Annotated in this window: 15 protein-coding genes; 8 read left to right on the top strand and 7 right to left on the bottom strand. The window is 61.9% G+C overall.

Annotation, left to right across the window (positions count from 1 at the left end):
- The first annotated feature begins 5 nt into the window (after positions 1-5).
- Entirely contained in the window at positions 6-1,175 is a 1,170-nt protein-coding gene (carA, locus tag AB4X18_RS15690; protein WP_370400972.1) for a glutamine-hydrolyzing carbamoyl-phosphate synthase small subunit, read from the top strand.
- A gap of 92 nt (positions 1,176-1,267) precedes the next feature.
- Positions 1,268-3,301: a glycosyltransferase gene (locus AB4X18_RS15685; RefSeq protein WP_370400971.1), complete on the top strand. Its 2,034-nt coding sequence runs from the start codon at positions 1,268-1,270 to the stop codon at positions 3,299-3,301.
- On the opposite strand, the gene AB4X18_RS15680 is transcribed toward AB4X18_RS15685, so the two are convergent.
- The gene (locus AB4X18_RS15680) at positions 3,298-3,951 is read right to left on the bottom strand and encodes a GntR family transcriptional regulator (RefSeq protein ID WP_370400970.1); all 654 of its coding nucleotides are present in this window, start codon (positions 3,949-3,951) and stop codon (positions 3,298-3,300) included. The two genes, AB4X18_RS15685 and AB4X18_RS15680, sit on opposite strands and share 4 nt — an antisense overlap.
- Before the next feature lie 99 nt (positions 3,952-4,050).
- On the opposite strand from AB4X18_RS15680, the gene AB4X18_RS15675 reads away from it, so the two are divergent.
- Both AB4X18_RS15675 and AB4X18_RS15670 read left to right on the top strand, forming a co-directional pair.
- Entirely contained in the window at positions 4,051-4,698 is a 648-nt protein-coding gene (locus AB4X18_RS15675; protein ID WP_370400969.1) for a pyrimidine 5'-nucleotidase, read from the top strand.
- Between the two features lie 9 nt (positions 4,699-4,707).
- A complete protein-coding gene (locus AB4X18_RS15670) occupies positions 4,708-5,904 on the top strand; it encodes a UbiH/UbiF family hydroxylase (protein WP_432816779.1) in 1,197 nt (398 codons plus the stop codon).
- Between the two features lie 38 nt (positions 5,905-5,942).
- On the opposite strand, the gene AB4X18_RS15665 is transcribed toward AB4X18_RS15670, so the two are convergent.
- On the bottom strand, positions 5,943-7,067 hold the full coding sequence (locus tag AB4X18_RS15665) for an aminotransferase class V-fold PLP-dependent enzyme (protein WP_432816778.1): 1,125 nt from the start codon (positions 7,065-7,067) through the stop codon (positions 5,943-5,945).
- A gap of 187 nt (positions 7,068-7,254) precedes the next feature.
- Positions 7,255-7,683, bottom strand: a complete 429-nt coding sequence (locus AB4X18_RS15660) for a hypothetical protein (protein WP_370400968.1) — start codon at positions 7,681-7,683, stop codon at positions 7,255-7,257.
- 85 nt (positions 7,684-7,768) lie between these two features.
- Between AB4X18_RS15660 and AB4X18_RS15655 the strand changes: the two genes are divergently transcribed.
- Complete coding sequence (locus AB4X18_RS15655; protein ID WP_370400967.1) at positions 7,769-8,062, top strand: hypothetical protein; 294 nt, start codon at positions 7,769-7,771, stop codon at positions 8,060-8,062.
- A gap of 11 nt (positions 8,063-8,073) precedes the next feature.
- On the opposite strand, the gene AB4X18_RS15650 is transcribed toward AB4X18_RS15655, so the two are convergent.
- Both AB4X18_RS15650 and AB4X18_RS15645 read right to left on the bottom strand, forming a co-directional pair.
- Positions 8,074-8,529 (bottom strand): Lrp/AsnC family transcriptional regulator, encoded by a 456-nt coding sequence (locus tag AB4X18_RS15650; protein WP_370400966.1) that lies wholly within the window; start codon positions 8,527-8,529, stop codon positions 8,074-8,076.
- Entirely contained in the window at positions 8,526-8,981 is a 456-nt protein-coding gene (locus tag AB4X18_RS15645; RefSeq protein ID WP_370400965.1) for an Lrp/AsnC family transcriptional regulator, read from the bottom strand. Before AB4X18_RS15645 ends, AB4X18_RS15650 begins: the two co-directional genes overlap by 4 nt.
- Before the next feature lie 132 nt (positions 8,982-9,113).
- On the opposite strand from AB4X18_RS15645, the gene ilvC reads away from it, so the two are divergent.
- On the top strand, positions 9,114-10,136 hold the full coding sequence (gene ilvC / locus AB4X18_RS15640; RefSeq protein ID WP_370400964.1) for a ketol-acid reductoisomerase: 1,023 nt from the start codon (positions 9,114-9,116) through the stop codon (positions 10,134-10,136).
- A gap of 66 nt (positions 10,137-10,202) precedes the next feature.
- Here ilvC and AB4X18_RS15635 read toward each other — a convergent pair whose 3' ends face one another.
- On the bottom strand, positions 10,203-10,373 hold the full coding sequence (locus AB4X18_RS15635) for a hypothetical protein (RefSeq protein WP_370400963.1): 171 nt from the start codon (positions 10,371-10,373) through the stop codon (positions 10,203-10,205).
- Between the two features lie 116 nt (positions 10,374-10,489).
- Complete coding sequence (locus AB4X18_RS15630; protein ID WP_370400962.1) at positions 10,490-10,612, bottom strand: hypothetical protein; 123 nt, start codon at positions 10,610-10,612, stop codon at positions 10,490-10,492.
- A 160-nt stretch (positions 10,613-10,772) separates the two neighbouring features.
- Here AB4X18_RS15630 and AB4X18_RS15625 point away from each other — a divergent pair, with 160 nt between their 5' ends.
- Together AB4X18_RS15625 and AB4X18_RS15620 are read left to right on the top strand one after the other, a co-directional pair.
- Positions 10,773-11,711, top strand: coding sequence for a DMT family transporter (locus AB4X18_RS15625; protein WP_432816777.1), 939 nt, complete (start codon positions 10,773-10,775; stop codon positions 11,709-11,711).
- Positions 11,712-11,770: 59 nt separating this feature from the next.
- Positions 11,771-12,823, top strand: a complete 1,053-nt coding sequence (locus AB4X18_RS15620) for a hypothetical protein (RefSeq protein WP_370400961.1) — start codon at positions 11,771-11,773, stop codon at positions 12,821-12,823.
- Positions 12,824-12,843 lie beyond the last annotated feature (20 nt).

The following is a 12,843-nucleotide window of genomic DNA, read 5'->3' as shown; positions in this document are numbered from 1 at the left end:
GCCTCATGACTGCGCCTGTCCCCTCTCACCCCACGGCCTGCCTTGCGCTGGCGGATGGGTCGCTTTTCTATGGCATGGGCTTTGGTGCCACCGGCCAGACAGAGGCGGAGTTGTGTTTCAACACGGCGATGACCGGGTATCAGGAAATCATGACCGATCCGTCCTATGCCGGGCAGATCGTGACCTTTACCTTTCCGCATGTCGGCAATGTCGGCACCAATCCCGATGACGATGAAACCGGCGATCCGGTCGCGGCGGGCATGGTGGTCAAGTGGATGCCCACCGATCCCTCCAACTGGCGCAACGCGCAGGCGCTGTCGGAATGGCTGGCTGCGCGCGGGCGCATTGCCATTGGCGGTGTGGACACCCGGCGCCTGACCCGCGCGATCCGGCATCAGGGCGCGCCGCATGTTGCACTGGCCCATGACCCGGAGGGGAATTTCGATATCGAAGCGCTGATCGCCGCTGCGCGCGGGTTTGCGGGGCTTGAGGGCATGGATCTGGCCAAGGACGTGACCTGCGCACAATCCTATCGCTGGGACGAGATGCGGTGGGCCTGGCCGGAGGGTTACGTTCAGCAGACCGCGCCGAAACACAAGGTCGTCGCTGTGGACTATGGTGCCAAGCGCAACATCCTGCGCTGTCTTGCCTCGGCGGGGTGCGAGGTCACGGTGTTGCCCGCTTCGGCCACCTATGACGATGTGATGGCGCATCGGCCCGACGGTGTTTTCCTGTCCAATGGTCCCGGTGATCCGGCGGCCACGGGGGAATATGCGGTGCCGATGATCAAGGACGTGCTGGACAAGACCGACCTGCCCGTTTTTGGCATCTGTCTGGGACACCAGATGCTGGCCCTTGCCCTTGGCGGCCAGACCATCAAGATGAGCCACGGCCACCACGGTGCCAACCATCCCGTCAAGGACAACGACACCGGCAAGGTGGAGATTACGTCGATGAACCACGGCTTTGCGGTTGATGGGCAATCCCTGCCCGAGGGCGTGGTGGAGACGCATGTGTCGCTGTTTGACGGATCAAACTGCGGCATACGGATGGAGGGGCGGCCGGTCTGGTCGGTGCAGCACCATCCCGAAGCCTCTCCGGGGCCGCAGGACAGCTATTACCTGTTCGAACGGTTTGCCGCCGCCATGGCGGAGCGGGACAAGACGCCCGCCTGAGGTGGACAGTGCGGGGGTTCACCACGCCTTAACCTTGGATTAACCAGTCTCGCGGATATTCACCTTACGTTAAGATGTAAGGCGCGAATGCAATGAGCACCCCCCGGCTGCACCTGTCCGACCCGCAAGCGGCCGTGGCCCCCCGGCGGCATCAGCCGATTGGCCGTCTGCTGGTGGATGATGGTGCGATCAGTGCATCTGATCTGATGCACGGGCTTGCGTTACAGCGTCATATGGATGCGCCCTTGGGTGAAATCCTGATCGCGGAGGGGTTGATTGCGCGCAGCGACATGCTGAACGCGTTGTCGCGCCAACATGGGGTGCAACGTGTCGATCTTGCGCTGGATCCGCCGGACAAGGCATTGCGAAGGCATTTGCCCGCCTCCCTTGCCCTGCAATTCAACGTGGTGCCCTGGCGGCTGGTCGGCGGCGCGCTGCTGGTCGCGACGGACAATCCGGTGCAGTTTCACCGGTTGCGGGCGTGCATGGCCAACAGCAGTCTGAAACTGCTGCCCGTTGTGGCCGATGCCACGGACATTCAGGCGCAGATCAGCCGTCTTTACGGTGACGAACTGGCCCGCAAGGCGGCAACACGTGTGCCTGCCCATGAAAGCTGCCGAGGGTGGGACGGGCAAAGCCTGCGCCGCCGGATCTGGGCCGGGGCATGTGTGGCGGGGCTGCTGGGCGCGCTGGTTCTCAGCCCGCTGTGGACGCTGACGGTGATGATCCTGTGGGCGGTGATGACCCTGATGATGAGCACGGCCCTGAAGGCCGCGGCCCTGCTGGCGATGCTGCGCGGCCGCAGACAGAACGCAGGTCCCGGTCCGGGTCATGCGCCGGACACCTTCCGCTTGCCCCGTGTTTCCATGCTGGTGCCACTGCTGCGGGAGCGGGAGATCGCGGGCGCGTTGATCCACCGTCTGTCGCAGCTGACCTACCCCAAGTCGCTGCTTGACGTGGTGCTGGTGCTGGAGGAAGGCGATACCGTCACACGCGAGACGCTGGCGCGCACCAAGCTGCCGCCGTGGATCACCGTAATCGAAGTGCCGCAAGCCAACCAGCTGACCACAAAACCCCGCGCGCTGAACTATGCGCTGGATTTTTGCCGTGGCAGCATCATCGGGGTGTGGGACGCCGAAGACGCGCCGGAACCCGATCAGATCGAACGCGTCGTGACCCGGTTTCAGCAAGCGCCCGCAAAGGTCGCGTGTCTGCAAGGGGTCTTGGATTATTACAACAGCCGCAGCAACTGGCTGTCGCGGTGTTTCACCATCGAATATGCAAGCTGGTGGCGGGTGATACTGCCCGGTATCGCGCGGCTGGGGCTGGTGATTCCGCTGGGCGGGACGACGTTGTTCTTTCGGGCGGAGGTGCTGCGACATCTGGGCGGCTGGGACGCGCACAACGTGACGGAGGACGCCGATCTGGGCGTGCGGCTGGCGCGCCATGGCTATGTGACGGAATTGCTGCCCACCGTGACGTATGAGGAGGCGAATTGCCGCGCGTGGCCGTGGGTGCGGCAGCGGTCGCGCTGGCTCAAGGGGTTTCTGGTGACGTGGTGCGTGCACATGCGGCGTCCCGGCGTGTTGCTGAAAGACCTTGGGCTGCTGCGGTTTCTGGGCGTGCAGACGATGCTGCTGGCGACGTTTTCCCAGTTCCTGTGCGCGCCGCTTCTATGGTCGTTCTGGCTGGCGCTGGCGGGCATGCCGCATCCCGTGGGGTTGACGCTGGGGTCCGGGGCTATGTGGGGTCTGGCGGTGTTTTTCCTGCTGTGCGAGACGCTGAACCTGCTGATTGCCGCCGTTGCGGTCGGCCGACCCGCCCACCGCCATCTGCTGGGCTGGGCGCTGAGCCTGCCTGTCTATTTTCCGCTGGGCACGCTGGCCGCTTTCAAGGCGGTGTCCGAATTCATCAGCAGCCCGTTCTACTGGGACAAGACCCAGCACGGACTGTCCGAGGCCGCGCAGGTGCCGCAAGCCACCTTGGAAGATGTGGCGCCAACCGCAAATGGTGTGATCCTGTCCGCCCCGGAACCTTCATGGGTCTCCGTGCGCAGCAACGCGGGCAGAGAAGCAAACGTGAATGAAATGCGCGGGCCTGAACCGCACCGGAAACGCGCGCTTTAGCCTTCTTTCTCAAGCCGTGCGGCTTCCTGCTTCAGGCGTGTGACGAAGGCCACCGAGATATGTCCGCGCAGCGCCTCGTCCGCGCCGTCCTCGTCGCGGGCCTCGATCATGCTGACGATGCGGTCATGTTCGGCCTGCGCGATCTCTCCGCGCCCCTCCGCCGCAAGCGACGTGGTCGCCATCAGCGCCATGGAGCGGTAGACGAGGTCAAGCTGCTGCACCAAATAGCGGTTGTGGGAGGCCAGATGCACCTGCTTGTGAAACCGCCTGTTGGCGCGCGCCAGCGCCTTGGGATCGTCGATCAGCGCGTCATCCGCCGTCACCATCTCGCGCAGGACGCGCACTTCTTCGGGGGTGGCGTGGCGGGCGGCAAGGCGGGCAGCCAACCCTTCGAGTTCGCCGCGCACTACGTAAAGCTCAGCGGTCTGGTTGTGATCCAGCGACGCCACGATCAGGCTGCGCCCGTCGCGCGCCAATAGCGACTGAGTCTCAAGCCGCTGCAACGCTTCGCGCACAGGCGTGCGGGAGACGCCGAACCGTTCTGCCAACTCGCTTTCCACCAGACGGTCGCCGGGGCGATAGCTGCCCTCGTCGATCGCTTCGAGGATCATGGTGTAGGCGTCGGTCGGACCGGGTTTGGGTGCAGGCATGGCGAAGTTCCTTTGTGTGGCGATACCTTAGCGCGCGTTGGGTGATGCGCAAGCCCGGCTGCGGTTGCACCGGTCGGCACTTCGGCCTAACTGTCAGCCATGCCGCGCGATGCTTTCTCTCACGTTGAAACCTGGGTCTTTGATCTGGACAACACGCTTTATCCGCCTTCCGCGCGGCTGTTTGATCTGATCGAGGTGCGGATGACCGCCTGGGTCATGGCTGAACTGGGCGTGGACCGGGCCGAAGCCGACAGGCTGCGCGTGGAATACTGGCGCACCCATGGCACCACGCTGGCCGGGCTGATGCGCGAGCATGACGTGGACCCGGCCCCCTATCTTGAAGACGTGCACGACATTTCGATGGACAGCCTTAGCCCCGATCCGGCGCTCGCGGCACGCATCACCGCCCTCCCCGGGCGCAAGGTCGTCTATACCAACGGCTGCGGCCCCTATGCCGAACGGGTGCTGGAAGCGCGCGGGTTAAGCGGACTTTTCGATGCGATCTATGGGGTGGAGCACGCTGATTTTCACCCCAAGCCGGACCGCGCGGCCTTTGACCGGGTGTTTGCCCGCGACGGGCTGACCCCGGCGCGCGCGGCAATGTTCGAGGATGATGCGCGTAACCTTGCAGAACCCCACGCCATGGGCATGCGCACGGTGCATGTGGCTCCGGCGCGACTGGATGCCGCGCATATCGAATACCACACGGACGATTTGACCGGTTTTCTTGATCGGCTGACGGCTTAGGTTAGGCGTATGACAGAGACATGCGATATCCTGATCTCCGGCGGCGGCATCGCCGGCATGACCGCTGCGGCGGCCTTTGGTACGGCGGGTTTCAACGTCATCTGTGTAGATCCTGCGCCGCCGATCACCGGCCGCGATGATGCAGGGGCTGACATGCGATCCACCGCGATGCTGCAGCCTGCGCGCAAGGTGTTGGAAGCGGCGGGTGTCTGGGACGGGTTGGCGGAACATGCCGCCCCCTTGCAGGTGATGCGGATCATTGATGCGGGCGGAGAGGTGGCCGAACCGCGCGTCGTGCGGGAGTTTGATGCGGCGGATATTTCCGAGCAGCCGTTTGGGTGGAACTTTCCCAACTGGCTGTTGCGGCGGGTGTTGGTGGCACGGTTGGATGCGCTGGATCGCGTGGATTTCCGGCCCGGCACCGGGACGACATCGCTGTTTACGCGTACCGGGTCCGCCAAGGTCGGCTTGACGGAAGGCGGGCCCGTGGTGGCCAAGCTGGTGATAGCCGCCGATGGGCGCGGCAGCCCGATGCGGCAGGCGGCGGGTATTGGCGTCTCGACCAGCCGATACGGGCAAAAGGCGCTGGCCTTTGCGGTGACGCATCCCATCCCGCATGACAATATCTCAACCGAAATTCACCGCACGGGGGGGCCGTTCACACTCGTGCCCCTGCCAGATCATGAGGGGATGCCCTGTTCTGCGGTGGTCTGGATGGACGATGGACCCAAGACGATGGCGCGGGCGGACGCGCCCGTTGAGGATTTCGAGGCAGAGATGTCGGAGCGGTCGTGTCATCAATTCGGGCCGCTCAAGCTGGTCACGCCGCGCAACGTCTGGCCGATCATCAGCCAGCAGGCGGAACGGTTATCGGGTCAGCGGATTGCGCTGATTGCCGAAGCGGCACACGTGTTGCCCCCCATTGGCGCGCAGGGGCTGAACATGTCGCTGGCGGATACGCAGACGTTGCTTGATCTGGCGGTAGCCCGGCCTGAGGGGTTGGGGGATGCCGTGATGCTCGATGCCTATCACAAGGCGCGGCACAACGACATTAACCTGCGGGTGCGCGGTATTGATCTGTTGAACCGGGCCAGTCAGGCCAGTGCACCGCTGGCGCGCGATGCGCGGGCGGCGGGGCTGAATGCGCTTTATGCGATGGCGCCGGTGCGCAAGATGTTGATGCAGATGGGGCTTGGGGTGCGTTAGCAGCCCATCAGGGAAATCGCGTGGTGCGCTGAGGTGCGTTAAAGCACCTCGTCCACCACCTTGCGCAGGCGGCCCACGGTGCTGTCCACGTCGTACAATTTGTCGAGACCAAAGAGGCCGAGGCGGAAGGTCGAAAACCCCTCCGGCTCATCCACTTGCAGCGGCACACCGGCGGCGATCTGCATGCCCTTGGCGGCGAAGGCCTTGCCGTTCTGCACATCGGGATCAGAGGTATAGCTGACCACGACCCCCGGCGCGCCATAGCCATCGGCAGCGACCGACGCCACGCCCTTGTCGCGCATCATCTGGCGCACGGCCTCGCCCAGTTTCCATTGCGCTTCCTTGAGCCGTTCGAACCCGAACTCCTGCGTCTCCAGCATGGTATCGCGGAAGGCGCGCAGCCCGTCGGTGGGCATGGTCGCGTGATATGCGTGGCCGCCGTCCTCATAAGCTTTCATGATCGCGCGCCACTTGGCCAGATCAATGGCGAAGCTGTCTGATTGGGTCTCTGCCAGACGCTCTTCGGCGCGGGTGGACATCATCACCAGACCCGCACAGGGCGTGCCGGACCAGCCTTTTTGCGGAGCGGAGATCAGCACATCGACGCCCAAGGCGCGCATGTTGACCCAGGCGCAGCCCGAGGCGATGCAATCGAGGACCATGAGCGCGCCAACGTCATGGGCGGCTTTGGCCATGTCTTTGATGTACTCATCGGGGAGGATCACGCCGGCAGAGGTTTCCACATGGGGGGCGAAGACCACGGCGGGGCGCTGTTCGCGGATGGTGCTGGTGACTTCCTCGATGGGCGCCGGCGCGAAGGGGCTGGCGGGCGTGTTTCCTTGCGCGCGGGCCTTCATCACGGTGACGTTGTTCGTCAGATCGCCGCTTTCGATAATCTGCGACCAGCGGTAGGAGAACCAGCCATTGCGCACGACCAGCACGTCGCGGTCGCGGGCGAACTGGCGGGCGACGGCTTCCATGCCATAGGTGCCGCCACCGGGGATCACCGCCACAGCGTCGGCGGCGTAGACATCCTTGAGCATGTCGGAAATGTCGCGCATGACCTGCTGGAAGCTCGCGCTCATGTGGTTGAGGGAGCGGTCGGTGAAGACGACGCTGAATTCATCAAGACCTGTGGGGTCGACGGTGTTGAGCAATGCCATTTGGGGTCCTCCGATATGCGTTGGTTGTGCATAGGAAAATGGGCGAGGGTTGGCAAAGTCTATCTTGGTATACTGTTTGGGGGGCTTGGCGTCGCAGTGGGGTAGGTCGGCCATAGATTCTTACATAGACAGCATTTCTAGAAGCAACTTTGGCCGTTTGGCGATCTGCAGATTTTGGCCAGTCTCATTATCTAAGCGACAGAATAAACTCTTTGTTCGTTACGGGCTCAAAAGTGAATTCGAACGGCTCACCAGAGTCTTTTTGTATGCATATGTCCCGCCCCATCAATCGAACACTATTCGATCCCACCTCAACACCCCTTGAAAAAGTCCGCCACTGCATTGAGGGGCCATCAATAGACGACACGTCCAGATATATCCCACCCTCAGGGGGTGAACACGAAAGATATGTGGCACAATCTGAATATGGATACGTCAGACATATCTCCACGTCTTTGGCAAACGAACCGCCGCTGCCATACCCTTTTTCAACCCATTCAGAGGGAAAAAACTCAATCATCACCTGACTGCGTTTGTTCAGCGCGTTGTAAACACTGAAAGCAGCAATGCCGAGGAGAGCTAACGCTCCAAAAAACAGTGTTTTCTTCTTTGGCATGGATATTCCAATTCAAGATGAGGCGGTTTCAACGTATGTGACCTAGGCACGAATTAGGTGCAGAGTACCAAGGAAAGTAAAGCGAGTGGAAAGCACGTTCACCACCTCAACACATGAGAACACTTGGGAAATTGTGCCGAGCAACACAATTGTGGGAATAATTCTCTCGGCTCTCTTTTTCTACTTTATGATCAGACACATGCTGCTTGGTCTGATGGTCATGGACATTTTTCTTGGTTGGTTGCGTAAGTTTCGCTGGTTTCCAAAGGAAGGAAAACGCCGCAAAGCGGTCGTCCATTGGATTATCGCGGCAGGCTTACTATCAGCATTTCTGGCCGTTGCTCGTATTGCGGGCTGGCTAGAGTTTGTCGCTCAGTAGATGAGATTACCTCAAAGCGGCCCCGCCAACCGCTCCTCGCTCAGCAGCACGTTCGCCTCCACCTCCCCTGCCCCCGGCAGTGTCATGATCCGCCGCCGCAGGACGCGTTCGAAATCCGGCAGGTCGCGGGCGACGACGCGGAGGCGGTAGTCGTAGAGGCCGAGAACGTGTTCGACGGTTTGCACTTCGGGGATGGCCGACACCGCGCGTTCGAAATCCTCCAGCGACACGCGACCTTTGGTGGCCAGTTTGATGCCGAGGAAGACGGTGACGCCAAACCCCAGTTTCTCTGCGTCCAGCCTGAGCCTGCGGCCCCGGATCACACCGGCCGCTTCCAGACGGCGGATTCGGCGCCATGTGGCGGGTTGCGACAGGCCAAAGCGGCGACCGAGGGCGCTGGCGGATTGGCTGGCGTCACGGCTGAGCGCGCGGAGGATGTCGCGGTCGATATCGTCGAGATCGGTCACAGCGGCAGCGCCTGTTGGGATTTGATCCGCGCAACCTGCATCAGCGCTTCGATATCGGCGATATGCGGCAGGGTCAGGATGCCTGCGCGGTAGATCTGCTGGTAATGCGCCATGTCGCGGGCGATGACGTTCAGGCGCACATCGACCCGGCCCAGGAAGGTCTGGATTTCCGTTACCTCGGGGATGGTGCGGGCCTGAGTGAGGAAGTCGTCAAAGGCGCTGCTTTGGGTCTTGTCGAGCGTGATGCGCAGGGACACCTCGACCGTATAGCCAAGTGCTGCCCAGTCGATCACCGCGCCCACACCTTTCAACACGCCGTCCTCCTGCATCTTTGCAATCCGCCGCGCGGCCTTGCCCGGCGTCATCCCGCAATGCTCCGCCAACTCCCCCGGACTGAGGGACGGGTCAGCCTGCCAATAGCGCAGCAAACGGCGATCCATATCATCAAGCATGATTTTTCCACAAACAGCGCAACTAGCGCATGATTATCTTCATCCTTTATCAAATACCCATATAACCACAATAGTATCTCGCTCCAAAGTCCCTATTGTGCGCTGCAATCCAACCACCAAAAAGGAAAAACCATGCGCGTTTACTATGACCGCGATTGCGACGTGAACCTGATCAAGGACAAGAAAGTGGCCATTCTGGGCTATGGCTCCCAAGGGCACGCCCACGCGCTGAACCTGCGCGATTCAGGCGCGAAGAACCTGTGTGTGGCCCTGCGCGAAGGCTCTGCCTCTGCCGCGAAGGCCGAGGGTGAGGGCCTGAAGGTCATGGGCATCGCTGAAGCCGCGGCCTGGGCCGATGTGATCATGTTCACCATGCCCGATGAATTGCAGGCAGAGACCTACAAGAAATACGTGCATGACAACATCCGCGAGGGTGCCGCGATTGCCTTTGCCCACGGGTTGAACGTGCATTTCGGCCTGATCGAGCCAAAAGAAGGCATCGACGTGATCATGATGGCGCCCAAGGGCCCCGGCCACACGGTGCGCGGTGAATACACCAAAGGCGGCGGCGTGCCGTGTTTGGTCGCCGTGGACAAGGACGCGTCCGGCAAGGCGCTGGAAATCGGTCTGTCCTATTGCTCCGCCATCGGGGGCGGGCGGTCCGGCATCATCGAGACCAACTTCCGCGAGGAATGCGAGACGGATCTGTTTGGTGAACAGGCGGTGCTGTGTGGTGGCTTGGTTGAGCTCATTCGCATGGGCTTCGAGACGCTGGTCGAAGCGGGTTATGCGCCCGAGATGGCCTATTTCGAGTGTCTGCACGAAGTGAAGCTGATCGTCGATCTGATCTACGAAGGTGGCATCGCGAACATGAACTACTCCATCTCCAACACGGCGGAATATGGTGAATATGTCTCTGGCCCGCGCATCCTGCCTTACGATGAAACGAAAGCGAAGATGAAGGCGGTTCTGACCGACATCCAGAACGGCAAGTTCGTGCGCGACTTCATGCAGGAAAACGCCGTCGGTCAGCCATCGTTCAAGGCGACGCGCCGGATCAACGACGAACACCAGATCGAAAAGGTCGGCGAAAAGTTGCGGGAAATGATGCCGTGGATTTCCGCAGGCAAGATGGTCGACAAGGCCAAGAACTGACCTGCCTGACACTTAAGAAAAGCCCGGACGCACACATTGGCATCCGGGCTTTTTCATTTGGGCAGATCAGACGTCCGCTGGTTTTCCAGTGGCGGATTTGTCCGCTGCCAGTGTGGATTTGGGCGCCTCTGCATCATCCATCCGCTTTTCCACCTTCCGCTTGGAAAGCTGCGCGATGATGATCCACGTGATCAAGGTCACAAAGGCAAGCGCGCCGACAAGATAGGTCCAGTCCATTGGTAATCTCCTGAATAATTCGGTTTCAGCAGATCAACGAACAGGCGTGGATGGTGGTTCCTTGCCCGATTGTCGCAGGCGTCCCGCAGGCCGCCACACGCAAGGGACGCCGCGGATCAATCCGGTTTTTTTGCCCGCACGGTATCGCGCTTGGTCTTGCCCTTGGTCTGCAAGACCCAAAGCAGGCCCACCAGTACGTTCATCAGTCCGATGACAACAATCCAGCTTTCCGTATCCATTCCTGTCTCCCTTGATATGTCCCTTCGGGCCTCATGACGCCCGGACTGAAAACAGGTAATCCGGCTGGTCGCCATCGCAAGCGCAGGAACGGCAAAGACTTTGGCGATCACAGTTTTTTTTATGCTTGCCGCTGCGGAGTTGTGCGGTCTAAGTGCGCCGATGACGGATGCCCCCCAGATCACCCTGAAAAGCTGGATCATGGTCAGCGTGCTGGCGTTTGTCTGGGGTGGTACGTTTCTGGTGACCGAAGTGGCGCTGACCGGGATCACGCCGTTCTGGCTTGCGGCCTCCCGGATCGGTTTCGCGGCGGTGGTGATGTGCACGGTCTGGGGTCTGCGGGGGTTCGCATTGTTCCACGCCCCCCCGTCCCCCGTTCAGTGGCTAACCCTGGTCATCATCGGCATCGGCAGTTCGGCCTTGCCCTTTTCGCTGCTGGCGTGGGGCCAGCAATATGTCACGGCGGGTTTTGCCGGGGTGTCCATGGCGTCCGTCGCGCTGATCGTGCTGCCGCTGGCGCATTTCTTCGTTCCGGGAGAGGGGATGAGCCTGCGCAAGGTGGTCGGGTTCATCATTGGCTTTGTCGGCGTTGTCATCCTGATCGGCACGCAGGCGTTCGACAGCACCGGCGGCACGCTTGAGACCCCCGGCCGATTGGCCTGCATGGGGGCTGCGGCATGCTATGCGATCTGTTCGATCCTGATGCGGCGCTTGCCTGCGGTGGATCCCATCGGGCTGGCGACCGTGCTGCTGATCATCGGAGCCGCGGTCGCAATCCCGCTGGCGCTGGTGCTGGAAGGCCGACCCCCGATGCCGGAGCCCTATATCCTTGGTGTTCTGGCGTTTCTGGGCCTTGTCCCTACCGCGGCGGCGGCCTTCCTGCGGGTGCTGGTGGTGCGCACGGCGGGGCCGGTTTTCATGTCGACGGTGAATTACATGGTGCCGCTGTGGTCGGTGCTGCTGGGCGCTTGGATCCTGTCAGAGCCGCTGCCACCCGCGCTGCTTTGGGCGATGGCGTTGATCCTGTCTGGCGTCGGGCTGAGCCAGTTTGGGGCGTTCGCCCGCATGTTCCGCGCGCGGCAAAAGGACGGGAATTCCTGACTTTTCGGTCGAAATGATCGGCCCCATACTGCGGCTGCGACCATATTCAGGAGACCGCAATGACATCAGATTTTTCAAAAGAAACCTACGAAGCATTCTTTTACGATCCAAATTACATCAAGATGCACGAATACGCCGTCAAATCAGGCATGCTGCGGGGCGAGACCAAGACCCTGCGCGCCGATCTGAGCCGCAAGATCGCGGATGGTGACGTGGTCGACGGGCTTGTCGCCCTGAGCCAGGCCAAGGATCCCGACGCGCGCACCAAACTGGTGCGGCAGTTGATGACCACATCGACCAACCCGCTGTTGGCTCCCGCGATGAGCAGCCTCATCAGGCAGTTGCGCCGGGCGGGTGTGTCCATCGCCAAGGTGGCCCCGATGATCGAGGCGCAGTTTGACGGCGCGATGGAGATCGAGGTGGATGGCAACATCGACAATACCAAGACTTATCCAGCCCTCATGGTGTTCTCCCAGCCGAAGGGTAAATCGGGTGTGAAGGTGTCCGTGTCGGGACTCACACCGGAGCAAGCAGCGGCAGCGGTCCCATATGAGGTCAGCGGTGGCGGCGGGGGTGGTGGAGAGGCACCTGCACCCGCTCCCTTGCCCGGCGGCGGCGGCGGTGGTGGCGGCGGTGGTGGCGGCGGCATCGTGATCACCGGCGACGGCGTTTCAACCGGTGGCGACGGCAGCGACGGTGACAGCGATGCGACGATCATCCGCGCGTTGCGCAAACTCTTTGGCGGTGGCGATGACCCGTTGCGGCAGGCCGGGATGATCAACGGTATTCTGGATGGCGCCCTTGCGGGTGGTGCAATTGGCGTGCTGTTGGGCGTTGGTATCGGCTATGTCGCCGCCGCAACCATCATTGCAGGCTATGTCGCCTTTGCGCCTGCAACGGTTACGACGACGCTTGTGGTGGGCACCGTGCTGGCCGCTACGGCAACGGGCGCGCTTGTCTTTGGAACCTTTGGCGCGGGTCTGGGTGGTTCGCTTGGTGCCGGTCAGGCGTCCGGCGTCATGCTCAATCCGGACGGCAAGGGCGATGTCGTCTTGGGCGGCTGGCCAAGCGGGCTGCCCCGGTTGCCTGGGATGCCTGACCTCGAAGTGTAAATCCCCGTGGTGGCCTGCGG

This window comes from Sulfitobacter rhodophyticola (assembly GCF_041281685.2).
GTDB lineage: Bacteria > Pseudomonadota > Alphaproteobacteria > Rhodobacterales > Rhodobacteraceae > Sulfitobacter.
Note: the sequence above shows the minus strand (reverse complement) of the source record. Positions and strands in the feature narration are given on the sequence as shown.